Source organism: Roseibium sp. ROS1 (assembly GCF_054658215.1).
The window spans coordinates 148,042-174,665 of sequence record NZ_BAAGIG010000002.1; the positions used below are offsets into that span (position 1 = coordinate 148,042).

Genomic DNA, 26,624 nt, shown 5'->3' on the forward strand with positions numbered 1-26,624 from the left:
TCGTTTCGCTTACAAATTGGTACACCTTATCGATTGTTGGCATACGGGAATTGCCGTAGATAACTGGTTTCAGGAAACAACCGTTTTCGGCAGTGCCGGCAAGTTCTGATCGGAGTTCCAATTGTCAATTTGGAAACAGCTCGTTCTCACCCTCCTGGTTGTCATCGTGGCGGCGGGGCTCTGGGTTCGTTATTATCCGGGAGCCGGCGCGCACCTGTCCGCCTGGGGGATAGACTGGCTGGATTTTGCCGTCGCCGATGTGGCGCCAAGCGGAGGTGATCAACCACGGCGTGGCCGGGGTGGGCCGCAAGGCGCCGTCGTTGCAACGCCGGTCGTCGAAATCACGATCAATGACCGTCTGTCGGCGATCGGTACCAGCACGGCACTGCAGTCTGTTGCCGTGACGCCTTATACAAGCGGCCGCATGACCGAGGTTCTGGTCAAGTCCGGTGCCACCGTGAAGGCAGGAGATGCCATTGCCAAACTGGATCTGGACGCCGAGCAGATCGCCGTCGAGAGAGCCGCAAATGCTCTGAAAGATGCCGAGGCCCGGCTTCAGCGCATGCAGGTGCTGCGGAAAACCAATACGGCTACGGCTGTTCAGGTGACAGACGCGGAACTCTCGGTAGACAATGCGCGGCTGCAACTTCGCGAAGCCGAACTGGCGCTCTCCCGCCGCTCCATCGAAACTCCGATCGCCGGCGTGGTCGGCATTCTTCCCATTACCGCAGGCAATTACGTTTCCTCGCAGACCGTCATCGCAACCATTGACGACCGCAGCGAAATTCTTGTCGATTTCTGGGTTCCGGAGCGGTTCGCCTCCGCTATCGCAGTGGGATCTCCGATCACCGCCACGTCGGTCGCCCGCCCGGGTGAAACCTTCGAGGGTGTCATCAGTGCCGTCGACAACCGCATCGATATCGACAGCCGCACACTTCAGGTTCGTGCCCGTTTTCCGAACAAGGCCGACAAGTTGAGAGCCGGCATGTCGTTCCAGGTATCGATGAAGTTTCCCGGCGACAAGTATCCGGCGGTTGATCCGCTGGCCGTGCAATGGGGTTCCGACGGTGCCTTCGTCTGGGCCGTGCGTGAAGGCAAGGGCGTTCGTGTCCCGGTCAGCATTATCCAGCGCAACACCGACAGCGTGCTGGTCGACGCGGAGCTGACGGTCAACGACGAGGTCGTGACCGAAGGCATTCATCTGGTTCGCAACGGGGCCGACGTGACGGTTGCAGACCGCAAGCAGGCTCCGGCATCGGACACTCCGGCGACAACTGCTTCCAGCCAAAGCGGTTCCTGAGAATTGACCTGAAGGTCTTGGAGAGATTGCCATGCAGATGGACCGTTTGAAGGAACTTGGCATCACCGGCCTGTTCGTGCGGCGTCCGGTTCTTGCCTTCGTGATCAACATGCTGATCGTGGTCGCGGGGATCGCGGCAATTTTCGGCATCGAAGTGCGCGAACTGCCCGACGTCGACCGCCCGGTCATCACCGTCAGCACGGACTATCCGGCCGCAGCTGCCGAAACCATCGACCGCGAAGTGACCGGTGTCATCGAAGGCGCAGTGGCACGTGTCTCCGGCGTGAAGTCTATCTCTTCATCGTCCTCCTTCGGCCGAAGCCGTGTGACCGTGGAATTTTCCGATGATGTCGATCTGGACGTTGCCGCTTCCGACATGCGCGATGCGCTCGGGCGCATCACCAACGATCTGCCCGAGGACGCCGAGCCTTCCCGTATCATCAAGGCTGATGCCAACGCCCAGCCGGTATTGCGCCTGGGTCTGACTTCCGACCGCATGTCGGTCGAGGACATGACGGTGCTGGTGGAAGACGAGATTTCCGACGTCCTTGCCGCTGTTCCAGGTGTCGCGGACGTCCAGGTCTACGGTGACCGCGACAAGATCTTCCGGATCGACATCGACCAGGCCAAGATGGCCAGCCTCAATCTGACCATCGCGGATGTGGCCAATGCCCTGTCCTCCATGGCCTTCGATACGCCGGCAGGCTCGCTGACCAGCCAGAACCAGGATCTGATCGTCCGCGCCACGGCTTCCATTGATACGCCTGAAGAATTCGAAAGTGTCATCATCAATCGCCGTGCAAGGCTCCGCGACTTCGTGACGGTGACACTTGGCCCGGATCTGGGCCAGACACAGCTGCGCGCCAACGGCAAGTCGGGCATCGGCCTTGGCGTCATTCGCTCGGCCCAGTCGAACACGCTCGAGATTTCGGAAGGCGTTCGCTCCGCGGTCGACCGTATCCAGGAGAACCTGCCTGAAGGCATGACCATTGAGGTCACCAGCGATGACGCCACCTTCATCAATGGCGCCATTCATGAAGTCGAGATTGCCCTTGCCATCTCGGTCAGCATCGTTCTGCTGATCATCTTCATTTTTCTGTGGGACTGGCGGGCAACCATCATTCCGGGCGTGTCCCTGCCGGTGGCGCTGATCGGAACACTTGCGGCGATCTATCTTGCCGGGTTCTCCATCAACATCCTGACGCTGCTGGCGCTGGTTCTGGCAACAGGCCTTGTGGTCGACGATGCCATCGTGGTGCTGGAAAACATCGTGCGCAGGCGAAACGAAGGCATCGGACCACGCGCTGCGGCGGTTCTGGGTGCCGAAGAGGTCTTCTTCGCGGTGCTGGCGACAACGGCGACGCTGATTGCCGTGTTTGTACCGCTCTCCTTCCTGCCGGGGCAGACCGGCGGGCTGTTCCGCGAATTCGGCTTCGTACTCGCCATCGCGGTGTTCCTGTCCTCCATCGTGGCGCTGTCGCTGTGTCCCATGCTGGCCTCGCGCATTCTCAAGAGCAAACCGGCCGGCAAGGCCGAAGATCACGGGGGCGGTGCCGGCGGTCTGGGGCGGATGTTGAGTGCGCTCTACCGGCGCTGCCTGCATGCATGCCTTGATGCGCCAATGGTGGTCGTGGCTATTTCGCTGCTGTTTGCAGCCACCGCGGGTGTCCTGTTTCCCACCATCAAGTCGGAACTGACGCCGACTGAAGACCGCTCGATTGCCTTCATGCGCATTTCGGCGCCTCAGGGCGTGAGCCTCGATTACCTGTCTCAGCAGATGCGCCAGATCGAAAACCTGCTGGAGCCTTACCGGGAAAGCGGCGAGATCAACAGCACCTTCTCGATTGCGGGAACAGGCGGTTCCAAGAACAGCGGCTTCATCGTCATGCGTCTGGCGCCGTGGGACCAGCGCGAGCGGTCGCAGCAGCAGATCCTGTCCGAGGTCAGTGCGCTTGTGCGCGATGTACCGGGTGTGCGGGCCTTCGCCTTCCAGCCCAACAGCCTCGGCATTCGCGGTGCCGGGTCCGGCCTTCAGTTTGCCGTCGCGGGCAGCAACGACTATGCGACGCTCGGCGCTACGGCGGACAAGATCATCTCGGCGATGGAGCAGGACCCAAGGTTCCGGCAGGTGCGCCTGTCCACCGAGGCCACCCAGCCGCAGCTTTCGGTTTCCATCGATCGCGAACGCGCCTCCGACCTCGGCATCGACATCAACGGACTGGGCACGGCCATGCAGGCCATGCTGGACGGTCGCAAGATCGGTCAGGTTTTCATCAACGATCAGGCCTATGACGTGAAATTCGTCTCCACGTCCAATCCGATCAACGATCCGACGGACATGGAGAACATCTTCATCAAGACAGGTGATGGCCGCTTCGTACCCGTGTCGACCATTGCCAGCCTGGTGGAAAAGGCCGTGCCGCCTTCTCTTGCCAGGGAACAGCAGCTGCGCTCCGTTGCTGTTACGGCAGGTCTTGCGGACGACTTCGCCCTCGGCAATGCCTATGAGGAAGCGCTGAAGATCGCCGAACCGTTGCTGCCGCCCGGTGCCCGTATCGTGCCGCTGGCGGAAACGGCAACGCTGGGTGAACAGTCATCCTCCATGGCGCGCACCTTCGGCTTTGCGATCATCATCATCCTGCTGGTGCTGGCGGCCCAGTTCGAGAGCTTCATCAGTGCGCTCATCATCATGGCGACGGTTCCGCTTGGCCTGGCCTGCGCTGTCTTCGCCATGCTGCTGACCGGGACGACACTCAACGTCTATTCCCAGATCGGCCTCGTGCTGCTTGTGGGCATCATGGCGAAGAACGGCATCCTGATCGTGGAATTTGCCAACCAGCTGCGGGATCGTGGGCAGGGACTGCGCGAAGCGATCGAAAATGCCTCGAACATCCGCCTGAGACCGGTGATGATGACCATGATCTGTACCATTGTCGGCGGCGTGCCGCTGATCATGGCAAGCGGGGCAGGGGCAGAAGCGCGAATTGCCCTGGGCTTTGTCATCGTCGGAGGTCTGGGCCTTGCGACTGTCTCGACCCTGTTCCTCACGCCGGTTGCCTATCTCCTGCTCGGGCGGTTCATCACGCCGGCCGTTCAGGAAGAAGAGCGCCTCCACAAGGAACTGGACGCGGCAAGGACGATCAGTCAACAGCCGGGCGAGTGACAACACTGGAAAGCAGGCTTTGAGCTGGCTTTCACCCAACCGCAGTCATCCCGGATACAGCGCAGCTGAGATACGGGATTGGAGAGCCGGTTCGCGCCAGTTGTGGCAGGTGACCGGGTATTTTCAAAACCGAAAGACCAGTGCCTCTTTGATCCCGGCTCACGCTGCGCTTGGCCGGATTGGCGAGCAGAGGCATCGCGAAAAAAAGAAACCGCCCGTATGTCCACGGGCGGTTTTTGTTTTTGCCTTACCGCCCGGTGATGGCCGGGAAGAACAGCAGGATACCTACGGCGAGTATCTGCAGGGCGATGAACGGCAGCAGCGAGCGGAAGATCGTTGCCAGCGTTATGCCCGGTGGTGCCACGCTCTTGAGATAGAAGGCGGCAGGCCCGAACGGCGGTGACAGGAACGACACCTGCATGTTCATGCAGAACAGCACGCCAAACCAGACCGGATCGTAGCCGAGATCCTTGATGATCGGCACGAAGATCGGCATCGTCAGCAGCGCGATCCCGACCCAGTCCAGGAACATGCCGAGCACGAACAGGATCAGCATCATGAACAACAGGATGATGGTCGGATTGTCGGAGATGCCGGATATGAGGGCCGAGACGAACTTGATGCCGCCCATCAGGTTGAACACTCCGACCAGAGCACTTGCACCGATGCCGATCCACACGATCATGCCGACGGTCTGAAGCGTCTGCAGGGCAGCGCCTTTCAGAAGCTCGAGTGTAAATTCCCCCCGAACCACCGTCGACAACAGCACCCCGGCAACGCCGACCGCCGATGCCTCGGTGACACTCGCGATGCCGCCGTAAATGGAGCCAAGCACGCCGGCAACGACGGTAAGCGGTAGGATCAGCCCCTTCAGGAGGCGGAGTTTTTCCGCCATCGGCACAGGTTGATCGTCCTGTACCGGCGCGATGGCCGGGTTGAGGTAGGCTCGGATCAGGACGTAGGCGACATAAAAACCAGCCAGCATCAGACCCGGCAGAAAGGCGGCGGTGAAGAGATCGCCAACCGAGACGTTGGCGGTAAGGCCGTAGATGATGAGGACAATGGACGGCGGTACCATGGTGCCGAGCGCACCGCCTGCGCACACGACGCCGATGGCCAGGTGCTTGTCGTAGCCGAGGCGCAGCATCTGGGGCAGCGCAACAAGGCCGAGCAGCACGACTTCGCCGCCGATGATGCCGCTCATGGCCGCCAGGATCACTGCCACGACGATGGTCTGGATAGCGACCCCGCCGCGCAGGCGCCCGCCCAGCAGCTTCATGGCGTCGAACAGATCTCTGGCGATGCCTGATCGGTCAAGGATTGCCGCCATCAGAACGAACATCGGCACGGAGACGAAGACGAAGGAACCGACGAAGGAGTAGACCCGGCTGGTGATCAGCGGCACGACCATGGGTCCGAACCAGCCGAGCGCGAAGATCAGCGCAACCAGCAGGGTGACGAAGGCAAGCGGGATGCCGGAGACCAGCAGCACCAGCAGCATCGCGAACATGAGCAGCGTGCCGGTCTCGATGCCGAGCCCTTGAAGAGAGCCGAAGAACTCTGTCACTTGCGCCCCCTGGCATAGTTATAGGCAAGAATGAGGAACTGAACGGCCATCACCGCCATGATAACCAGAAGGAAAACCTTGATCAGGCCCGGGAAGACAGGGTCCCAGGCACTGCCGGAGCGTTCCAGACGGAAGCTGCCATCGGGCCGAAAGGCCGCCTTTTGAACCATCAGCCAGCTGGCATAGGCAAAAAAGGTGCTGGCCACCATGCAGATGAGCGAGATGATGACGTCAAGGACACGCCGCAGAGGTGGCGGCAACGTGTCGTAGATCAGCACGACCCTGATGTGGCGGTCGCGCGCGGTGCAGTAGAGCCCGCCATAGAGAAAGGCGGCACCGCACAGGAAGATGGTGGTCTCGTGCGCCCAGATTGTGGGGGCGTTGAAGACGTAGCGCAAAAGCACTTCGTTGATGAGGATCAGCATCGAAGCAACGATGCCGATGGCAAACAGCAAGCCGCCCCTGTCGATCCAGCGCCCGAGCATGCCGGCCTCGGAAATGGCGCCGGGATCCTTTTCCCGCTCCGGGGTTTCGTTCGGTTCCACCAAGGTTTCCTCCAGCTTCTTTTACAAAACGGGCGCCCGAAGGCGCCCGCCAGGTAACCACATTGAGGCAGCTTACTGCATCAGGCCGTTTTCTTTCAGGTAGCTGGTCAGAACGTCATAGACCTTCTGGGCATTGTCCGAACGTTCGGCGACCTTGGCCCATTCGCCGGTGGCGATGGAGCGGAACTTCGCGCGTTCTTCCGGCGACCAGTCCGTGACGGTCACCTTGCCGCTGGCCTTGGCTTCCTCAACGGCTTTCTGGTCGCTCTCGGCGAGAGCTGCCACCTGCGCGTTGGCGAAATCCCTGACGCTTTCTTCAAGGGCGGTCTTGAGATCGTCCGGCAGGGCATCCCACTTGGCCTTGTTCATGGAAATTTCCACCAGCGGCATGGAGTGGAAGCCCGGATAGACCGGATTCGGAGCAACGTCGTGCATGCCCTGTGCCTGGTTGGTGGAGAAGACCGAGTAGTCGGCTGCGTCGATCACACCCTTGTCGAGCGCGGTGAAGACTTCGGACCCCGGCAGGTTGACCGGAGCAGCGCCAGCCGCTGCAAACACCTGCTGCACCAGGCCTTCAGGCGCACGCATCTTCAGGCCCTTCAGGTCGTCAACACCGTTCAGCGGAACCTTGGAGACGAAGGCCTCCAGGCCCGGTGTCGTCGCGCCGATGAAGTGCAGGCCGTAAGGCTCTACCAGCTCGTTCATCAGGTCCTTGCCGCCGCCATCGTACATGAAGGCAAACATCTGGTCCGGCGACGCCCAGGCGCCAACCGGGTTGGCGATCAGGCCGAAAGCCGGATCCTTGCCGGCAAAGTAGGACGTATCGGTGATATGGCCGTCAAGAATGCCGGATGCGATGGCATCCTGGGTCTCGCTGTGGGCCACAATGGACTCCACAGGCAGCAACTCGACCTCGATCTTGCCGCCGGTCTTTTCCTTCACGCTCGCGGCCCAGCCCTGCTGAAGCACGAAATTCGGGTTGCCTGCCGGGTCGGAAGACTGGAAGCGGAACGAATAATCCGCAGCCATGGCGGTCGTAGCAAGCGCACCGGCCGCAACGGCGGCAAGAGCGGTTCTGGTCAAGAGTTTGAGCATGATTTCCTCCCTAGTCGAAACGTCATCGCTCAAGAGGCGATGGTGGTACGAGGCGGCCTTGCTGGCCGCAGTTCTTTCATGGCTTTGTCGACAAGTTCGTCGACAGGCCTTGAAATATCCAGGCTGAAGCCGGCTTCCCCGACTTGCAGCGGTTCCAGCGTCGCCAGCTGGCTGTCCAGCAGCGTTTCACCGACGAAATGTCCCTGGCGCCCACCCAGGCGCTCGGCGATCAGGCCGCGTTCTCCTGCCAGGTGAACAAAGATGCACGAGGGCAGGGCAGCCCGTAAACGGTCCCGATAGGCGCGCTTCAGGCTGGAGCAGGCGATCACTGCACCGCCGGCACAGTAGATCTGCAGCTTGGCGGCAAGTGACACAGCGTCCAGCCAGGGCATGCGGTCGGCATCGGTCAGCGCTTTTCCTGCCGCCATCTTGCGCTTGTTTTCCGGGCTGTGAAAGTCGTCAGCTTCAACCATGCCGACGCCAAGCCTGTCCGCGAGGCGGTTCGCCAGCAGGCTTTTGCCGGCGCCGCAAACGCCCATCACGACGATGGCCGTTTCGCCAGAGGCTGATGGCAATTCACCCTGCATTTCCGTCCCCGAATGATCTCGTTGTTGGGTGCATTGAAAATGATAGCGCTAACATTTGTCAAACACTTTTTTCTGGGATATTATCGAAGAGTTGATTTGCGATAGTATAAACAATTGTAATGGTTGAATAATTTGAAAAGCACGATCGCCGATGTTGCCCGGGAAGCTGGTGTTAGCGCTATGACCGTGTCACGCGCGCTACGTGATCCTGACAAGGTCTCCGCCAAGACACTGATCAAAATCCGGGAGGTGGTCGACAGGCTCGGATACGTGCCGGATCCGGCGGCCAGCGCGCTTGCTGCGGGCAAGACCAACGTCATCGGCGTCATCGTGCCGTCAGTAACGAACAACGTGTTTTCCGATGTCATGCGAGGCATCTATGAAGCGGCTGAAGGGTCGAAATGGCAGATCCAGCTCGGCAATTCCCGCTATTCCCCACTTGAAGAAGAAAGCCTTGTGCGAACCTTCCTGAGCCAGCGTCCCGCTGGCCTGGTCCTGTCAGGTCTCGATCAGTCGGAAGACACTGCCCGGCTGCTGGAACGGGCAGACTGCCGCATCGTCCAGATCATGGAGTGCGGGCCAGCGCCATATGACATGATGGTCGGCTTTTCCCACGTGGAGGCCTCTGCCGCGGCAACTCGCCATCTTCTTGCTGCCGGATACAGGCGTCCGGGCTATATCGCTGCCCGGCTCGACCCGCGCAGCCAGCGCCGCCTTGCCGGGTTTCGCGGGGAGGCGGAAAAGGCAGGTGTCTTCGATGCAGGCCGGATCGTGACGACACCGCGTCCTTCAACCGTCACCCTTGGCTGTGAACTGGTCGCCGATCTTCTGTCGAAAGCGCCGGAAACCGATGCGATCCTGTGCAACAACGATGACCTTGCGCTCGGCGCCCTGTTCGAGTGCCAGCGGCGCGGCATCCGTGTTCCGGATCAGATGGGTATCTGCGGTTTCAACGATCTGGAAATGATGGCCGCCGCCAACCCGCCGATCACTAGCGTGCGCACGTTCCGCCTGGCCATGGGACGCGATGCCTTTCGCATGCTGACGGGTGCCCTTGCCGGAATTGAGCCGGAACAGCCGGTGGTCGATCTCGGCTACGAGGTCGTGGCACGTGGCAGCACGGCCCGAAACGGGCAAGGCTAGAAGATGTCTTTTAAGGAAAGAAAGACTGGCTGGGGTGGAAGGATTCGAACCTTCGCATGGCGGTACCAAAAACCGCTGCCTTACCGCTTGGCTACACCCCAAGGCCGTGGGGACGCTGTATAGCGAGCCTCGATCCTTTGCGCAAGTCTCCACAAGAGCAAACTTTGACGGGGAAGGACCGGTTTTCCCCAGGTGCGTTGCAAAGCCATCGCCGGGATGATTGGAGGTCGTTTCAATCCGCTTCAAGTTGGCAGAACGGCAAGCCGGACTTGGCGTGTCCGCTGGAAAGCGGCGTAATTCGCCCTTGCCTTGCCGAGGTTGTTCACAGTTTCAAAAAAGTGACATTCGGCTATGCAAATCGCTTGCGGGATCAGACCAGCTTTGCTAAATGACCCTCCACGCAGCGAGGGCTTGCCCAGCTGTTCCCGATGAGCCTAGCTTTCTAAGCTCATATTCTGTGTCGGAGTGTAGCGCAGCCTGGTAGCGCACCTCGTTCGGGACGAGGGGGTCGGAGGTTCGAATCCTCTCACTCCGACCATTTTCTTCCTTCCAATTTGAACGCCTCGCGACCTGGAACGCCTGCGGACCTGTTTTCGCCCGCAGCGATTGGTACGCCTGCGTCGTTGCCTTCCTTGCTGGAGCTGCGCGTTTCAGACCTGGTTTTGCAACCTGATGCCGTTGTGGCCCGTCTCTCGAGACCGGTCTTTACATTCGTCCCCGATAAAAAGCGCGGTTTGATCAGGCTGCGCGCCACTTGCTTGCCGGACTGGAAGATACTAGCAAGTGCTCGTTTTGATTGAGAGTTTTGCGAAATAAAACTGAAATTAAATCGATTGCTAAACAAAAATCCTCAACCATATGAGGCAATTTTCCCGCAAAAATTGCTTGCAACCTGTGGCTTAAACCCTTAGGGCAGCATTAACAAAAAAGACAATGCGGGAAAAGACAATGCGCAACAGTTTCGCTGTTTTTTGAACAACTTGCCGGTTCTGAATTTGAAGGGTCGGCGACGATAGCTGCCTTTTTACGATCCTGATCATTGGCCTGCCGGCTCTCCCGGCAGAACGCCTCTGCACGCCCTGCGTGCTGTCCGTCAAAAAACAGATACTCCAGGCACAGACAATGTTTTTCCAATTTTTCGTATCGCCGAATTTCGTCTCCGGTCACCGCCACAAGTTCTGGAAACCGGTACTGGTGGCGGCAGGTCTGCTGGCTGTGTGCACGCAAGCCTCCGCCCAATCGGAACAGCCGGACCAGAAGACCCTCACTGAACGGTTCAAGGCTTGGACGGTGACGTGCGTGGAGGCCGAAACACGCACCTGCCGGATGACGCAGGAGCTGGTGCAGCAAAAGACCGGGCAGCGCCTGTCCGCCTTGTTGGTCGAGGAACGGGCCGGGGAGGGGCCGGTGCTGACGGTTCTGGCGCCCTTTGGCCTGGCCTTCTCGCAAGGGCTCACACTTGCGGTGGATGACGTTGAGTTGCCGAAGGCGCAGTTCCTGACCTGCCTTCCCTCAGGCTGCGTGGTGCCGGTGCCACTGGATGAAGCAGCCCTTGAAAAACTCCGGACGGGCAATCGGCTCACCGCAGTCGGTGTCACCGCGACCAACGACAAGCAGGTCCGCATCGAGTTTTCGCTGCAGGGGTCCGCTGCCGCATTGGCCCGGTTGAAGGACCTTTCCGCGGGCAAGACGACCGACTGACACCATGCGAGCACTTGCACGTTTCCTGGCTCCGCTTGCAGGGGCACTGCTGTTTGCACTGCCCGGGGCGGCTCAAACGCCTGCGGGGATCGAGAACGTGCTGCGCCAGCAGCAGCAGATCATCGAGCGCGAGGAACAGCAGCGCCGGTTGGAGCGTGACCGTTTTCTGGGCGGAACGACGGAACCATCCCAGCGTTCACCGGACCTGCTGCCACAGGCAACCGGCGGCGAGGGACCATGTGTTGACGTCGACAGGATCCGGTTCGAAGGCGCAAAGCGTGTTCCGGCAAACCAACTGGAGTTGCTGGTCCGCAACCGTCAGGGCGCCTGCCTGACGCTGACCGACATCCAGAACGTGCTCAGAACGGCGACCAATTATTATGTCGAGAAGGGCTTCGTCACCTCGCGCGCCTATCTGGTGCCGCAGGATCTCGGTTCCGGAGAATTGCGTGTTCTCATCGTCGAGGGCTCGGTGTCCGAGGTTCGCCTTCAGGAAAACGGCAAGGCGCGGCGAGGGGCAACGCAGCTTTTCGGCGAGCGATCCGGCCGGATCATGAATATTCGCGATTTCGAGCAGGGGCTGGAGCAGATCAACCGGCTGGGATCGAAGGAAGCCGTCATCCGCATCGAGCCGGGCGCGGGCGTTGGCCAGAGCATCGTCACCATCGAGGTGAAAGATGCCTACGCGGTGCAACTGTCCGCGTCGCTGGACAATGGCGGGGCCACCAGCACCGGCCGTCATCAGTGGAACGGCATCGCCGGCTTTGAGGACGTGCTCGGGTTGAACGAGCTTTTGACGATATCTGCCCGCAGCTCGCTCGACAGGCTGGACGAGCGTATCTATTCGCGCTCGATCAACGCCTATCTGTCCGTTCCCTGGCGGTATTGGACCGTCAACATTAGTGGTTCCTATCTGGACTATCTGTCCCGCCTGGAAAGCCCCTCGGGCGACTATTCCTATGATGGCACCAGCTGGGAAGGCCGCGTGGAACTCGACCGGGTGCTCCACCGTACAGGGCGCTTTGTCTGGCGTGCCGGCGGCGCGTTCTCGCTGAAGGAAGCCAACAACTTCATCGAAGAGATCTTCATCGACGCCTCCAGCCAGCGGTTGGCCGTTCTGGAAGCCTCCACGAAGATCAGCGGCCGGATTGCCGGTGGGTTCGGACAGGCCAGTATCGCCTTCAAGCAGGGGCTTGAGGGCTTTGCCGCCCAGAAGGACAGTCGCCAGCTGGATGGCACGCCGGCGGCCCAGTTCAGCCAGGTGACGCTGTCGGGGTTCTATCAGCGGGTCTGGCAGAACCCGGTCGGCCAGCTTTCCTTTCAGGCCAGCACCTATGGCGCTTTTTCGCCCGACACGCTGTTTGCCTCCGAAAGGGTAACCATCGGCGGGCCGTTGTCCGTTCGCGGGTTCCGCGATGTCAGCCTGTCGGGGGATGCCGGTGGCTACAGCCAGCTTGAGCTTGGCTTCACCCCCGCATTCGCCAGCAAAGCTCCGGACAACCTGAAACGGCTATTCGGTCTGCCGCAGGTGTTTGCCGGACTGGATGCCGGCGGCGTCCTGGAAGATGCTGACGATCCGCTGGAAGGCGGAGAGCTGATGGGCGGTGCGGTCGGCCTGCGGCTGAGCGGCGGCATTGTGACCGGCGAAGTGGCTTATGAGCGGGCTCTGGCCCATCCGACATTTCTGGATCCGGCGGAAAACGGCTTCTTGCGTTTCCGGCTGGGCATTTCTCAAACGTTTTAGGCGGATCGGCTTATGATCAAGTCCGTTTTAAATGGTTTCTTCTGCACCGTCTTCCTGGTCCAGACCTCCCTGCCGGCCTTTGCCGGCGGACTGACGCCGGATGGCGCTGCTGCGCCCGGCAACCGGCCGGAGATCATCGCGGCGCCAAACGGCGTGCCGGTCCAGAACATCGTCACCCCCAATGCGCAGGGCCTGTCCCACAACAAGTTCACCGATTTCAATGTCGGCAAGAACGGCCTGATCCTCAACAATTCCAAGGGTGTCGGCCAAAGCAACCTGGGCGGCTACATTGTCGGCAACCCCAATCTTCAAGGCTCCGGCCCGGCAACGGTGATCTTGAACGAAGTCACCTCGTCCAACCGGTCTTTGTTGCAGGGCGCGACAGAGCTGCACGGCGGGCAGGCGGACTACATCCTCGCCAACCCCAACGGCATCACCTGTAACGGCTGCGGCTTCATCAACATTCCGCGGGCAACGCTGACGACAGGCGTGCCGCAAGTCGATGCCGGAACGCTGAAGGGCTTCTCGGTGGACCGGGGCACTGTCACCATTGGTGCGGATGGCGTCGCGGCGGAAAGCGTCGACTATTTCGACATCGTCTCGCGCGCGGTCGAAATCAACGGCAAGATCCACGCTGGCGAGAACCTCGGCGTCTTTGCCGGTCGCAACGACTACGACTATGCCAACCGCTCGGTTGCGGCCAAGGCCGGGTCGGCGGCGGACAAACCGGAATTTGCCATTGATACCTCCGCGCTTGGCGGCATGTATGCCGGCCGCATCAAGCTGATCGGCACGGAAAGCGGCGTCGGTGTGCGTGCTCCGGAAAGCGCGACCGCAGCCACCGGCGATTTTCAGATAACCGCCGATGGCAAGCTGGTGCTTGGCGGCACGGTGTCTGCCCGCAAGTCCCTGCGCGCCCGGTCCGTCAACGGGTCGGTGGAGGTTCAGCAAAATGCGTCCCTCTATGGCCAGGAAACGCTGATCCTGAAGGCCGGCGGCGATATCAAGGTTGCCAAGGATGCAACCCTTGGTGCCGGCAGCCAGGTGGAGCTGGAAGCAGCAGGCATCGATTTTGACGAGGCGCAGCTCCTGGCGGGCATGGCGCCCGGTGGCACGCTGGCAGCAGGGGTCGGCTCCATCAAGGTGGCAACGACGGGCCTGGCCGATTTTTCCGCCGCCAGCCACCTTCAGGCGGGCGAGGCCATCACCTTCAACGTCGGCGCGCTTCAGCAATCCGGAACCGTTGCCGCCGACACCTACACGGTGCAGGCATCAAACGACGTGGTCCTTGGCAGCGCATCGATCGCCAGTGCAATCAATGTCGCCTCCAGCCTTGGCGACGTCACGGTGGCCTCCGGCTCCGTGCTTTATTCCGGCGGAGACCTTGCCCTTTCGGCAACCGGCCGTTTGACCGTGGCAACGGCGGGCGAGGTCAACGCGCGCGACCATGTCGCGCTGACAGCACCGGTGATCGACATTTCCGGCGGCAAGGTTTTTGCGGGTGTCACCGGCGAAGGCGCCGCGATAACGGACGCCGGCACGTTGACGCTGACTGCATCCGGTTCGCTCAACGTTGCCGCCGGGTCCCGCATTCAGTCCGGCGACCTGACACGGATCACCGCCGGCACCTGGAACCAGCTCGGCGCGCTGGAGGTCGGTTCCCTGGAACTCGATCTTGGCGGGCTCTCCCTCAGCGGTTCCGGTGCGACGGTCGCGGCGCGGGATATCTCCGGCAGCATCACCGGCACTGCAACGCTTGCCGCTGCCGCCCCGGGGCTGACCGCCACCAACGCGCTGGACCTCAGCGTCAACGATCTGACCGTTGCCGGGTTGCTGCGCGTGAACGGAACCGGTCAGCTGACCATCGGCGGCACGCTGTCGGTGACCGGCAAACTGGAAGCGACCGGCGGGCTGACGGTCAACGGCGGAACCACGAGTGTCGCCGCTGACGCTTACATCATTGCCAATGATGCTGCCCTGTTCGATGGGCTGGACAGCTTCACCAACCGGGGCGGCGTTCACGCCGGCAACGGCCTGACCATCCGCTCGGCCAGTCTGGACAACCATGGCGGCGTTCTTGTTGCCGAAAACGGCCTGACGCTGGAAGGCCGCACGGCCGGCACCAAGGCGGCCGGCATCATCAACCGCAAGGGCGGGATCATCGAGGCACGGTCCGGAACGCTGACGATCCGGGCTGAAAGCCTGAAGAACATCACCGGTGCCACTTTCGACACCAAGACGACCGCATATGCCAATGAAGTCGTCGCAGGGGCCTATCCTCCCGACTGGCTGAAGGGCGGTTTCTCCAAATACTGGGCGGCCGGCGGCATCGGCGACTGGGACCAGTTCTGGGACACTGGCGGCGGGCCCGGCGGCTATGTTTTCGTGCCGCACCCGGAAAAGATCGATGAGATCCTCACGGCCAAAAATGCCACGGCAGCGGACTGGGACCAGAACTGGTGGAAGGACTACGCACCGACTTCCATTGCCGAGTTCGACCCGGACAACGGCACCTATGACGACTGGCTGATGCTCGCCCCCGACGAGGACGGCGCAGCAGGTTCGGGCGATGTGGTGACCATCTTCGTCACCGAAGACACCTATGAGCTGGTCGACCCGGTCGCGCGCATCGCGGCGCTGAACGGCAACATGGTGCTGGATGTCGGTACGCTGGAAAACGAATACAGCGACATCGTCGCCTCCGGCGACATGCGCATCGACGGCACCAGTATCGTCAACGGCGGCAAGACCCTGACACGGGTCATCACCATTCACCAGAGCTGGTCGAGCTACGAAACCCGCACGCTGGGTTTTGCCCCCTCGCACAAGTTTCTGGACAATGGGGTGCAAAGCAAGACGCTGAGCGCCGAAACCATCGATGCCGTTCCCGCGACCATCCACGCCGGCGGATCGCTGATCGGCAACCTGACAGGCACGCTCACCAACGAAGCCGGCGAGCCTTCCACCCCCGAAAAGCTGCAAAAGTCCACGCAGGACACGTCCATCGTTCAGCTCAACGCCAGCTCCCAGGCCCCGGCCTTCGACCCTGCGTCCTACAAGTTCAACGGCCAGCTTTTCAGCCGCGCTCCGGAAAGCAGCCCGTTCCTTTACGAAACCCGCTTCGCATTCGTCGACATCGGCGCATTCTTCGGGTCCCAGTATTTCCTGGATACGGTCGGCATTCCCGACATCGACAAGCACATCCGCTCGCTCGGTGATGCCTATTTCGAAAGCCAGTATGTGGCCGAGCAGGTGCGCAGGGCCACGGGCCGCCGCTGGCTGTCCGCCGACCAGACCTCCGATGCCCTGCAGATGAAGACGCTGATCGACAACGCGGGCGCACAGGCCGAGGCGCTGGACCTGGCGTTCGGCGTGTCCTTGAGCGAGGAGCAGATCGCACTCCTGACCAGCGACATCGTCTGGTACGAACGCGCGGTGGTGGACGGCGTCGAGGTGATCGCGCCCCGTCTCTACCTTGCCTCGACAACCGGCCTCAACAAGACCGGCGCTGTCATCGCCGGGCGCAACACGACGCTGGAGGCAGCGGAAATCAGGAACGTTCGCGGCACGATCAAGGCCGACGAAACCCTGGTCGCCAGCGCCGCCGGCACCCTGCTCAACAGGTCCGGCACGATCAGCGGCAGGGATGTAACCCTGTCCGGCGAGACTGTCTCGATCGAAACCGCAACCCGGGCGACCGGCAACGGCACCACGGCCATCGGCACCTGGGCCTATGAGCGCGGCACGGTGACGGCGGAAGACACGCTGACCATCCGCAGCGATAGCGACACCCGCATCACCGGGGCAGATCTTGCCAGCGGCGGCAGCCTGGAAATCGACGCCGGCCGGGACCTGGTGGTGACCGCCATCGAGCTCGACAGCCATTTTGAAGCCAGTGGCCAGGCGGGCAGCAACCGTTACGATGTGCGCGAAAGCCAGACCCGTGTGTCCGGCTCCACCATCCAGGCGGCAGACGCGGTTGACCTCAAGGCAGGGCGCAACATTGCCGTGGAAGGCTCGCTGATTGCCAGCGACGGCACGGCCAGCCTGACAGCCGGTGAAAACGTCACCATCGGCACGGCGGAGGAAAGCCGGGAAGACCGGTCCGCGCGCAACAAAAGCGGTTTCCTGACCTCAAGTTCCAGGAAACGCGACAGCAGCAGCACCACGCAGGTGGGCTCCATGGTGACCGCGCTCGGCGATCTGGAGATCTCGGCCGGTGCAGGGGATGTCGTGGTCAAGGGCTCCGCCGTATCCTCCCAAAGCGACGTTGCCCTTTCGGCCGGGCGCGATGTGCGCCTGGAAGCTGCCCAGAACACCTCCGAAGACAGCCGGGTCGACAAGAAAAGCGGCTTCTTTGCCGAAACCGGCAACATGGGCGTGGTCGCCGGCTACAAGTCCGAACGGCATACCTCCGACACCAGCTCGTTGACCCAGGTCACCTCGGCGGTGTCCGGCCGGAACGTTTCCATTGATGCCGGGCGCGATGTGGTCTCCGAAGCTGCCTCCGTCGCCGCCGACGAAGACCTTGGCATAACCGCCGGGCGCGACATCGTCCTGGACAGCGTCCACGATCTTTATGCCCATTCGGAAAGCCACAAGATCGACACCTTCGCGCTGTCGGTCGGCGCCTTCGAAAACATCTCCGGACCGGTGAAATCGCTGGCGGATGCCCCGCGCATGGCAGCCTCGGGCAAGGGCAATCTCGGCTATCAGGCGCTTTCCGCGGTCTCCGCCGGTCTGAAGGCGGTCGACGCGCTCAACCAGCTCAACGCCATCCGCCAGGGCGGCACCATTGCCGGGGTGCGCATCGGCATCGGCATCTCCCGCGAGGAAAGCAGCTCGTCGGAGGTTAGCGCCATCGCCCGCACCGCCACGCTGTCGGCGGGCAACGACATGTCCCTGGAGGCGGGACGCGACATCACCGCCAAGGGCGCCCGGATCGACGCCGGCAACGATATTGCCATGGCGGCGGGACGGGATGTCATCCTGGAATCGGCGCAAAACCATCTCGCCTATGAGGGCGAAAGCTCCAGCATGTCCGCGGGCATCGGGCTGACGCTTGGTGTCGGCGCCAGTGGCAAGAATGGCGCCCCCGGCGCCAGCCTCAGCCTGGGGCTGGATGTCTCCGGCCAGCAGAGTTCCTACAGCCAGTCGCAGACCTATCACACCAACACGGATGTGACGGCGGGCGGCAACGTGTCGGTCGAAACCGGCCGGGACCTTGCCCTGAAGGGCGCGCGGATTGAAGCCGACAGTGCCGATCTCGACATCGGCCGCAACCTCACCATCGAAAGCCGGCTGGACACGGCCGAAGGCTCCAACCAGAGCAGCGGCTACAGCGCCGGGGTTTCCGTTGGTATCGGGCTGGGGGCAGACGGCGCCGGGCCCACCTTCGGCGCATCTGCCAGCGTCAATGGGGCCAAGGGCTCCAACAGCTCGGCCTGGGTGAACGCCCCCTCCGGCATCGTCACCGACAACGCGCTCAATGCCGATGTCGGCGAAACGACCTCCATCACCGGTGGGGTGATCGCCTCGCGCTCCGGCGACCTGACCCTTGAAACAGAGCGTCTGGAAACGGCGGATATCGACCTTCACCGCAAGGGCCGGCAGGTTTCCGGTTCGGTCGGCGTCAGCATAGGTTCCAATCCGGAAGGCAAGTCCAAACCGGGCATCACGGTGGAAGGGGCCTATTCCAACTCCGAAACCGAGGGCGTTGCCCGCGCCACCATCGGCGAGGGCGAGATCATCGTGCGCGACGGCGATGGCGACGGCATCAAGGCCGCCGACCTGGAAGCCAAGGCCGACGCGGCGGAAGCCGAAGGCGACACGGCCCGCGCCGAAGCCCTGCGCACCGAAGCGGACCGGGAGGCGGCGGAAGACACCACCGCCACCGAAACCCAACTTTCCAACCTCAACCGCGACCCGGACGCGGTGGTGGAAGTGACCTCGCAAAAGCAGGAAGGGTTTGAGCTTTATGTGAGTGATACGGCGGTGCGGGACCTGGGCAAGGTTCTTTCCGCGGTAGGGCAGGCCATCGAAAAGCTGGATGTGTCTCCCCAACAACGCGAACTGCTAAAGCGCTTGGCCGCCTGCGGCGGTCGTCAAGGGTATAATCGGTACAACCCGCTGAACTGGATTGTTACTCCAGCCTACGCTGCGGACTGCTCTCAGACTGCGATTGAAGATCTCATGTTCGGGATCAAACGGGAGACGCTTGCCGAACTCGTAGAATATTGTGAGAACCTTGATCCCGGCGTTCAAGCCTATGCGAAGGCTGCTCTGGCAGCGCGCATTTTTGCAGACTTGCCAGCCGCTGACCGCGCTCAACTGAAATCGATCACCAAATGGGACATCGAAAGCGTATCCGGGCTGTCCTATGACACGGTCTTGATGCTTGAGCTGGCGAACGAGGCTTTGCACTGCCAGGCGCCAAGCTGCAAAAACACCAAGAACCAGACGGTGCTCAAGCTCTACAACACCATGGGTCAAAAAGAGCTGCACCTTGCCACTTTCCTGAAGCTGACACCACCGAGCGAGAGCTCTTTGGGCTTCGATACGACGGGAATGAGCTGGTCGCAGTACATCGCGGTCGTTCAGGCTGAAGAACTCATTGGAAATGCGACTGGAGCTGCTGCTGGAACAGCGGTTGCCAAGGCTATTTCTTCACTGGCTTCGAAGGTAGGGCCAACAGTAACAAAGCGTTTCTCAGGATTTTACCATGCCACCGAAACTGGCGGACGAACCTTTCCGAAGTGGAAATGGGGAGCCAAGAATGTGAGACAAGCCGAGGTGGAAGAGGCATACACTGTAATTGCAAATTCAAAAACAGACGTGGAAGCAATTACACGTTACTTGAATTTGAATCATAGAAGCCAAGGAAGGCTTGAGCAGATCAAAGATTATCTTTTCAAGCGAAACAACGATATTCCAAATTTCCAAGCTGATCCTGCCATCGCCACAGCTTGGCACAGACTACGGACCGGCCAAGGAACAACGAGCGACAAACTGCTACTCAAACATGAGGTGGCCGAGATTTGGATTAAGAAGAACAACCCTGGTATTTCACATGCAGAAGCGCATCGGCGCGCAAATGCTCGAGCGAACTGGGAAGACACAATCCCGTGGTTAGATTTCGAATGAGGAAGTAAATGGTGCACCTATCTAAAGAACTTGAAGCTGCAATTGGCAGACTCTTCGAAAACAAGGAGATTGGATATAGCGCCCTCGGCGTAACGCACTCGGAAGAAATGAATGCTCTTGGTCTTCGAACGGAGCGAACTGTTCCGGAAAATGTTAGTGCGGAGGAGAGGATATCGCTGCTTCGCAGAAAGTTGGAAGACTGGGTGGAGTTAAAGAGTGCTGAAATACAAGAATATGACAGTGTGGAAGACACTACAAGAATACGTGCCGAAGCTCTCTCCACGCTGATGTTTCTGAGAGACTTGAACCAGTATTTCCCTCGGGTGCAAACCGCAACGCGAGAAGCGTTTGAAAAGCACAGACGATCACTTTGATCCCGTATTTCGGCGCGTCTTCATTCAAAGTCGAGTGAAATGATGCACTGAGCCCGAAGTTTGGATCGCCGGAGGTTGGAGCTTTGCTGCATCTGCTCTGATCCCCGAAAACTTCGATGCCTTCATCGCTTCCGCTCCTTCTCCCAGCCGAGATCCTAGCGCGGAAAACTCCAGTCAAAATCGATCCAGTTTTCGGGGATCAGAGCACATGGTCGAGCAATTATTGGATAAATCGCTCGGCAAACTGGGGGCAATGATGACGTCTATAACTGAGTTAGAAAAACTAATTGCCGAATACTCTGGCAATGGCGTTGAGTTCGGCACAGCGAGCAGCGATCTTTCACCAACAGACGAAAGAGTTGCTGAAACTGAAAACAAGATTGGCTGTAAGCTGCCCCCTAGCTATCTCTGGTTTGTCAAGAACTACGGCGGCGGTCACGTTTATGGCGAAGAGATATTCGCAATATATCCCGTTCTATCCGACCTGTCGGTTGGCGACATTGCTTATCAAACAAAGAGTGAAAGAGAGCAGGGCTTTGTAAGGGATTCCGCTGTAGTTGTTTGCTCTAATGATTTTGGTGAAACTTTCTATTTTGACACATCGACCCAAGATGATGACGGAGAGTATCCAGTCTTTGTGAAAGCTGGCGCAAATGAAAAAAGATACGCGGACAGCTTTGCAGAGTTCTTATACAAGCGGATAGAAAACCCTGAGGGGTAGCTTTCGATCGGTCGATACTCGGATAATGGAAAGCCTATCTACAGTGACACAAATGGCGGTTATTTCACGCTCGAAGGAGGCGGGGTCCGCACGTTTGCCCCAACTGACTACAATTCAGTTCCGATTCATCATGTCTGTACCAATAAATGTGACATAGGTGCCGGTAAAACGCCCGCTTGGACGTCTCGGTTTAAGAAAATTTTCGACAATGCGGGACTGAATATTGATATTGAAATCAATAAAATTGCCGTTCCTGGACACCGTAGGTCACATCCACAGGCATATCATCAGTATGTCTACGGCAGATTGACTGATGCGACGCGAGGGTTGTCCGCTAATAGTCCTGCCTATACACAAGCCGTGTCCAATACTCTAAACAGGCTAAAGGCAGAAGCTGTGACACCAGGAAGTCAAATTAATAAGTGGCTCACGGGACAGTAGATTATGAAATACTATTTACTTCGCTCGGATATGTTCAATCCTTGTAAATGGACACTGGGAGATGTGCATAATGTAGATAACTGGTTATTTAGCGATCCCACTCCTTACTTTATGGAGCCGGGAAAATATACTATAGATGTGTTTCAAGACGGAGAGGAACTAGATTATAGTGAGAGCGCAGCTTTTGGTGTTCCTGTGCTTAGTATTAAAGCGAAGAATGCTTTGACTGGACTGCCAGAAGTCGATGAACCTTATCACCACGTAGTTCTAGAGCCCGTTAAGGTCGAAAACAAACAGGTAGATCAAGATTATTTTGTGATGATTGTCGAAACGCAGATTGATTGCGTAGACGAAGAACGATCCGAGTTTCAGAAGTATGAAGAAAACGATCCTGTTCGGCCAGACAAGGCGGGGCAGTACCGCGCATTTTTCAATTTGGTTATAGATCCGTCGAAGACCGGAGATCATCATATTTTCCGCCTCAAAAAACACCTCGGCTCCATTATCGTGAGCGAGGAGGTTAAGAGGCGTTTTGAAGGTTCTGGTGTGACGGGTGCTGTGTTTGAATCTGTAAACGGAGATCAAAAAACCATCGCGTAACACGGATCAAACCGCTGAACTTTTAAAGTGACACTGGGCTGCATTGCCAACTTGTTGATCGAGCTTTGCTTTGGTTGATCGCTTTTATGAGCGCGAATTGAAGCCGACAGTGCCGATCTCGACATCGGCCGCAACCTCACCATCGAAAGCCGGCTGGACACGGCCGAAGGCTCCAACCAGAGCAGTGGCTACAGCGCCGGGGTTTCCGTGGGCATCGGGCTGGGGGCAGACGGCGCCGGGCCCACCTTCGGCGCATCTGCCAGCGTCAATGGGGCCAAGGGCTCCAACAGCTCGGCCTGGGTGAACGCCCCCTCCGGCATCGTCACCGACAACGCGCTCAATGCCGATGTCGGCGAAACGACCTCCATCACCGGTGGGGTGATCGCCTCGCGCTCCGGCGACCTGACCCTTGAAACAGAGCGTCTGGAAACGGCGGATATCGACCTTCACCGCAAGGGCCGGCAGGTTTCCGGTTCGGTCGGCGTCAGCATAGGTTCCAATCCGGAAGGCAAGTCCAAACCGGGCATCACGGTGGAAGGGGCCTATTCCAACTCCGAAACCGAGGGCGTTGCCCGCGCCACCATCGGCGAGGGTGAGATCACCGTGCGCGACGGCGACGGCGACGGCATCAAGGCCGCCGACCTGGAAGCCGAGGCCGACGCGGCAGATGCCGAAGGCGACACGGGCCGCGCCGAAGCCCTGCGCGCGCAAGCGGACCGGGAAGCGGCGGAAGACACCACCGCCACCGAAACCCAACTTTCCAACCTCAACCGCGACCCGGACGCGGTGGTGGAAGTGACTTCGCAGAAGCAGGAAGGGTTTGAGCTTTATGTGAGTGATACGGCGGTGCGGGCTGTTCAGAAATCGCTGAAAGAAGCGACGGCTCCCGGCGGCTTCATCGATAAATATCTGCTCGGTCGTGAGCTGAGCGAGGAGGAGCGTGGCAACATCAACGCCGGGCTCGCGGCACTTGGTGAGGGGGGACGTTTTGGCGGCTGCGGCCAAAAACAGGGTTATAACCAATTCAATCCGCTGAATTGGCTAATAACGCCAGCACACGCGCAGGAGTTCAACTGCACCATCATCCGAGTTGATGGCTCCGTACTTTCGCTTGGAATCAAAACCTATGCCGAGTGTAGTGATGCCATCTACGCCTATTTGAATTCTCTGTCGGGGGAAGAACGGGACGCCATTGTCTTTGCAGCAGGCTATGCGTCGGGCCTAGACCTTGTAGGCGAAGGTGGAGATCGCAACGCATCTCAGCTTGCTCTCATTGATGCACTTTACGTTCTAGACAACGACATTCCTGGGGTGAACTATCATCCATACGGTGACGGGCTATCTCAGGCCTATGCTGACCGCGCAGCGATGGATGCAAATGTCCGCGCTGTTCTCGGGAACGACGATTTAACCCTGGAACAAAAAGATCAGCGCCTACGCGAATACGGAACAAGTGTCCGAGATATCTTCATGCTTGCAGCACTCGGTGCAATTCCGGGTGTCAAGGTCAAAACCAAAACAAAGACCAAAAGTCAGAATGTCGCTGGGAGTGGGGCGCCACAAACTGAAAACATCGTACCAAATAGGGTAGACTGGCCGGAATTAAGCGGTAGCCTAAGAGAAGCAGGCAACTCGGCACGTGCGGCTCTTAGAGGCGAAGGCCCAATCAATTACGGAATGGGAACTTTTAGCCGCGACCAAACTTTAGCCATGGGAGAGGCTTGGGTTGGTCCGGGCTATCGGGTGACTTCACGCGGATACTACGAAAGTGCAGACGGTTTGAGGCAATTTAGACCTCCCTCATCAAAGCCAAACAGCCAGTTTGCTACGACTGGAGTCCAGGCTAATTTTGAGCAGCGACTAACACCTAGTGGAGCATGGGGCGCGAATGGCCACGTGAATGTCACGCCATGATTGCCGAAGTGAAATCCGTAGATCTGATTGATCATGAAAATTGGGCATATTGGCCTGATGACGTTGAAGATTTTTGTGTCGCAGCAGAGGCTATGATTGGACCTTTGGGAGAAGACGGAGCCGAAATATTTAGCTTTGAAGTTTGCACGCCAAAATGGTTCTCCAAGAATAGGCTGGGTTTAGCAGCATTTGCGAGAAATATAGTTTTCGTATCTGAATACGACGAACAAGCAGTAAAAAACTTAGTCTATGAGATCGCAAGAAAAGCCGATGGAAACAGTTGGAATGAAGTGGCCAACAAACTGTCCCGGTATCTTCGCTGGGAGTTCGAGGACTACCAAGCACCAGACCCGTCTTCTGTCTGAATTATGCATCTCCTCCGCCCTCTGATCCGAACTCTTAGCGCGCTGCTTTTCGTAACACTGCTCTGATCCCCCAAAACTGGATCGTTTTTGACTGGAGTTTTCCGCGCTAGGATCCTGGCTGGGAGAAGGAGCGGAAGCGATGAAGGCATCGAAGTTTTCGGACGCGCAGAAGGCGTTCTGGCCTATGCTGACCGCGCAGCGATGGATGCAAATGTCCGCGCTGTTCTCGGGAACGACGATCTAACCCTGGAACAAAAAGATCAGCGCCTACGCGAATACGGAACAAGCGTCCGAGATATCTTCATGCTTGCAGCACTCGGTGCAATTCCGGGTGTCAAGGTCAAAACCAAGAAGCAGAAGTTTGCCACAAAGGGGGGAGATGATTTCCTCAAGGGATTTGACCGTGACAAATATCGGTTTTTCAAGGGTGACGGAGCGGTTGAGCATTTTGATAAACACGGTTCCGAAATGATGAATGCGTTTGGAAAGACGTCTTACAATATGAAGAACTACTTGGACGATGCACATCATACGATCCAAACTGGCACCTATGTTCCAGAGCTAAATGGGTTTGTTAAACTGATCGGCGGACAAGGTAGTGCAAAATAAGCCTTTTCAGGCTTGGATAGATCGACGGGCAACCTCACCACATTTCATATCAAGACGGCTAGTGAGCTGGCTAAAAAGGCGCCAAGTTTGGGGATTACAAAATGATAATTTCTCAAGAAGAATGGCTAGACAAATCTTCAAGAGAAGCAGTGGTAATTGTTTCAGGTAAAGGATTTTATGTGGCTACATTTTGCCAGCCGTACACCTATAGCGTTGGTGATAGGCTGGACGAGCCGCTACACCTGCTAGATGCGAGGGGGTTTATACGAACCGTCTCCTCTCCTCTAAAAATAGAGCGCCACAACAAAGGATTGGCACATGATTTTTGTGCTGTTCTTAATGATTGTGAAAGAAAAACTTTTTGTGTGGGTGGAATTATTGTTGAAGTCGATGCCGATATTCCGGCCGACTTGCAAAGCGGTGATCGGGTCGAATTCTCATGCTCCAGAGTAGACTTGTGGTAGCTATTTAATGTCTATCCTCCGGGTCTTGATCCGAGCCTTGAGCGTACGGCTCTTCGTAGCATTTGGGACGGTTGCAGCCTTCGCCGCGTCGGGAGATTGGGCACGGGTCACTTATCCAGTTGAGGCGCAGGAATTTTGCGTGCTGCCGGTCATTCTGACGAACGCCGCCCGCGCGCCGCCGCACACCAGTGCAAATGTGATGGCTACAGGCATTGTCTTTGCGCAAGCCGATGACCTGCGCGCATCAAATGGCGCAGAAACCACAGGGGTGGTCTGTGCGCCTTTGCGTTCCTCAATTGCCACAAATAAGTCGGCGGACAATGTTTTCGCTGGCAGTAAACGTTTGCCAAGCAAGGACGGACCGACAACTCAGATTCAAAAGGCTGGAGGGTTGATCAGGCAAACGCTGATTTTGACTCGCTAGGTCTGAGTGATGTCAGGGATATCAAAATGCCGAATGGAGGTTTGGGGCGCGTGGGTAAGCTACCAGATGGAACGAAGGTAGTCGTTCGTTCTGATAGCAGTGAAAATCGACCGGGATTTGTTAGTCAACCTACGTTGGAGATTCAGTATCCAGACGGTGTAACTAAGATAAGGTATTGACTAAGATGCGTATTCACAGCCCATTTCCTACAAAATATTTGCTGCCAGAGCGCCTGGAGTTTTGTGCATTGCACTATGATGACAAAGGATATCGCATCTATGTTACGGAGTTTTCTTCGCGTGGGAAGGAAATATTTGAAATCAATTTCGGGCATGCTCCCTTAGCTCAGAGGAGCATGGATGAGGGAAGCTTTTTGTCGATGTCTTGGACTTACGATGAAAAGAAACAGCCAGTTGGACCTATTGTACTAGTAACCGGATCAGATTTTCTCGAATGGTTTCATAGGCAAAGCTGTGGTATTTTTGCTCATAATGAAGTAACGCATGTAGCGGTGTTGACGCAAAATGATTGGTTTGAGGTACTCTGCCGGAATTTGCCAACAATAAAACGAGTAAATTCGCTTTTCCCTTCCGATTGATATCCTTCCATGACGATGGCGCACCGAGGCGTCCGTGATATATGTCTAGTTGCTTCGCCGCGGCGCGGCGAAGGTCTTGCCCACCGCTAATACTCCAATCCCATTTTGAGGGCATGTCTGGTACTT

At 58.5% G+C, this 26,624-nt stretch carries 20 protein-coding genes and 2 tRNA genes; 17 read left to right on the forward strand and 5 right to left on the reverse strand.

All coding sequences use genetic code 11. The features are described from left to right. Positions 1-121 precede the first annotated feature (121 nt). A complete protein-coding gene (locus tag ACYQ6M_RS08905) occupies positions 122-1,300 on the forward strand; it encodes an efflux RND transporter periplasmic adaptor subunit (RefSeq protein WP_460073354.1) in 1,179 nt (392 codons plus the stop codon). 31 nt (positions 1,301-1,331) lie between these two features. Continuing rightward, a complete protein-coding gene (locus ACYQ6M_RS08910; RefSeq protein ID WP_460073356.1) occupies positions 1,332-4,463 on the forward strand; it encodes an efflux RND transporter permease subunit in 3,132 nt (1,043 codons plus the stop codon). Positions 4,464-4,710: 247 nt separating this feature from the next. Here ACYQ6M_RS08910 and ACYQ6M_RS08915 read toward each other — a convergent pair whose 3' ends face one another. From ACYQ6M_RS08915 to ACYQ6M_RS08930, 4 genes are all read right to left on the reverse strand, one after another. Then, positions 4,711-5,973, reverse strand: a complete 1,263-nt coding sequence (locus tag ACYQ6M_RS08915; protein ID WP_228932990.1) for a TRAP transporter large permease — start codon at positions 5,971-5,973, stop codon at positions 4,711-4,713. Between the two features lie 53 nt (positions 5,974-6,026). Continuing rightward, positions 6,027-6,575, reverse strand: coding sequence for a TRAP transporter small permease subunit (locus ACYQ6M_RS08920; RefSeq protein WP_460073358.1), 549 nt, complete (start codon positions 6,573-6,575; stop codon positions 6,027-6,029). Positions 6,576-6,647: 72 nt separating this feature from the next. Beyond that, complete coding sequence (locus tag ACYQ6M_RS08925) at positions 6,648-7,670, reverse strand: TRAP transporter substrate-binding protein (protein WP_055658597.1); 1,023 nt, start codon at positions 7,668-7,670, stop codon at positions 6,648-6,650. Positions 7,671-7,699: 29 nt separating this feature from the next. Continuing rightward, positions 7,700-8,257, reverse strand: a complete 558-nt coding sequence (locus ACYQ6M_RS08930; protein ID WP_023001566.1) for a gluconokinase — start codon at positions 8,255-8,257, stop codon at positions 7,700-7,702. Between the two features lie 132 nt (positions 8,258-8,389). Between ACYQ6M_RS08930 and gntR the strand changes: the two genes are divergently transcribed. Continuing rightward, positions 8,390-9,400 carry an HTH-type transcriptional regulator GntR gene (gene gntR, locus ACYQ6M_RS08935; protein WP_460073360.1) on the forward strand — a complete coding sequence of 337 codons (1,011 nt, stop codon included), beginning with the start codon at positions 8,390-8,392 and terminating at the stop codon, positions 9,398-9,400. Between the two features lie 26 nt (positions 9,401-9,426). Here gntR and ACYQ6M_RS08940 read toward each other — a convergent pair. After that, a tRNA-Gln gene (locus ACYQ6M_RS08940) sits at positions 9,427-9,501 on the reverse strand. Between the two features lie 360 nt (positions 9,502-9,861). On the opposite strand from ACYQ6M_RS08940, the gene ACYQ6M_RS08945 reads away from it, so the two are divergent. From ACYQ6M_RS08945 to ACYQ6M_RS09010, 14 genes are all read left to right on the forward strand, one after another. Continuing rightward, positions 9,862-9,938: transfer RNA gene (locus ACYQ6M_RS08945), tRNA-Pro, on the forward strand. A gap of 584 nt (positions 9,939-10,522) precedes the next feature. Further along, positions 10,523-11,101: an invasion associated locus B family protein gene (locus tag ACYQ6M_RS08950; protein ID WP_460073362.1), complete on the forward strand. Its 579-nt coding sequence runs from the start codon at positions 10,523-10,525 to the stop codon at positions 11,099-11,101. A gap of 4 nt (positions 11,102-11,105) precedes the next feature. Then, entirely contained in the window at positions 11,106-12,845 is a 1,740-nt protein-coding gene (locus ACYQ6M_RS08955; RefSeq protein WP_460073364.1) for a ShlB/FhaC/HecB family hemolysin secretion/activation protein, read from the forward strand. A 12-nt stretch (positions 12,846-12,857) separates the two neighbouring features. After that, on the forward strand, positions 12,858-19,988 hold the full coding sequence (locus ACYQ6M_RS08960) for a hemagglutinin repeat-containing protein (RefSeq protein ID WP_460073366.1): 7,131 nt from the start codon (positions 12,858-12,860) through the stop codon (positions 19,986-19,988). Between the two features lie 8 nt (positions 19,989-19,996). Further along, a complete protein-coding gene (locus ACYQ6M_RS08965; RefSeq protein ID WP_209168735.1) occupies positions 19,997-20,362 on the forward strand; it encodes a hypothetical protein in 366 nt (121 codons plus the stop codon). 208 nt (positions 20,363-20,570) lie between these two features. Beyond that, positions 20,571-21,083, forward strand: a complete 513-nt coding sequence (locus tag ACYQ6M_RS08970) for an SMI1/KNR4 family protein (protein WP_209168736.1) — start codon at positions 20,571-20,573, stop codon at positions 21,081-21,083. Between the two features lie 123 nt (positions 21,084-21,206). Beyond that, positions 21,207-21,524, forward strand: a complete 318-nt coding sequence (locus tag ACYQ6M_RS08975; protein WP_460074617.1) for an AHH domain-containing protein — start codon at positions 21,207-21,209, stop codon at positions 21,522-21,524. A 3-nt stretch (positions 21,525-21,527) separates the two neighbouring features. Further along, positions 21,528-22,124: an imm11 family protein gene (locus ACYQ6M_RS08980; protein ID WP_460073368.1), complete on the forward strand. Its 597-nt coding sequence runs from the start codon at positions 21,528-21,530 to the stop codon at positions 22,122-22,124. A gap of 153 nt (positions 22,125-22,277) precedes the next feature. After that, positions 22,278-24,038: a hypothetical protein gene (locus ACYQ6M_RS08985; RefSeq protein WP_460074618.1), complete on the forward strand. Its 1,761-nt coding sequence runs from the start codon at positions 22,278-22,280 to the stop codon at positions 24,036-24,038. Then, the gene (locus tag ACYQ6M_RS08990; protein ID WP_460073370.1) at positions 24,035-24,403 is read left to right on the forward strand and encodes an Imm8 family immunity protein; all 369 of its coding nucleotides are present in this window, start codon (positions 24,035-24,037) and stop codon (positions 24,401-24,403) included. Before ACYQ6M_RS08985 ends, ACYQ6M_RS08990 begins: the two co-directional genes overlap by 4 nt. Before the next feature lie 87 nt (positions 24,404-24,490). Then, positions 24,491-25,012 carry a hypothetical protein gene (locus tag ACYQ6M_RS08995; protein ID WP_460073372.1) on the forward strand — a complete coding sequence of 174 codons (522 nt, stop codon included), beginning with the start codon at positions 24,491-24,493 and terminating at the stop codon, positions 25,010-25,012. A gap of 101 nt (positions 25,013-25,113) precedes the next feature. Further along, positions 25,114-25,476, forward strand: coding sequence for a hypothetical protein (locus tag ACYQ6M_RS09000; RefSeq protein WP_460073373.1), 363 nt, complete (start codon positions 25,114-25,116; stop codon positions 25,474-25,476). A 37-nt stretch (positions 25,477-25,513) separates the two neighbouring features. Continuing rightward, positions 25,514-25,900 (forward strand): hypothetical protein, encoded by a 387-nt coding sequence (locus tag ACYQ6M_RS09005; protein ID WP_460073375.1) that lies wholly within the window; start codon positions 25,514-25,516, stop codon positions 25,898-25,900. A 175-nt stretch (positions 25,901-26,075) separates the two neighbouring features. Further along, positions 26,076-26,498, forward strand: coding sequence for a hypothetical protein (locus ACYQ6M_RS09010; protein ID WP_460073377.1), 423 nt, complete (start codon positions 26,076-26,078; stop codon positions 26,496-26,498). Positions 26,499-26,624: the final 126 nt, after the last annotated feature.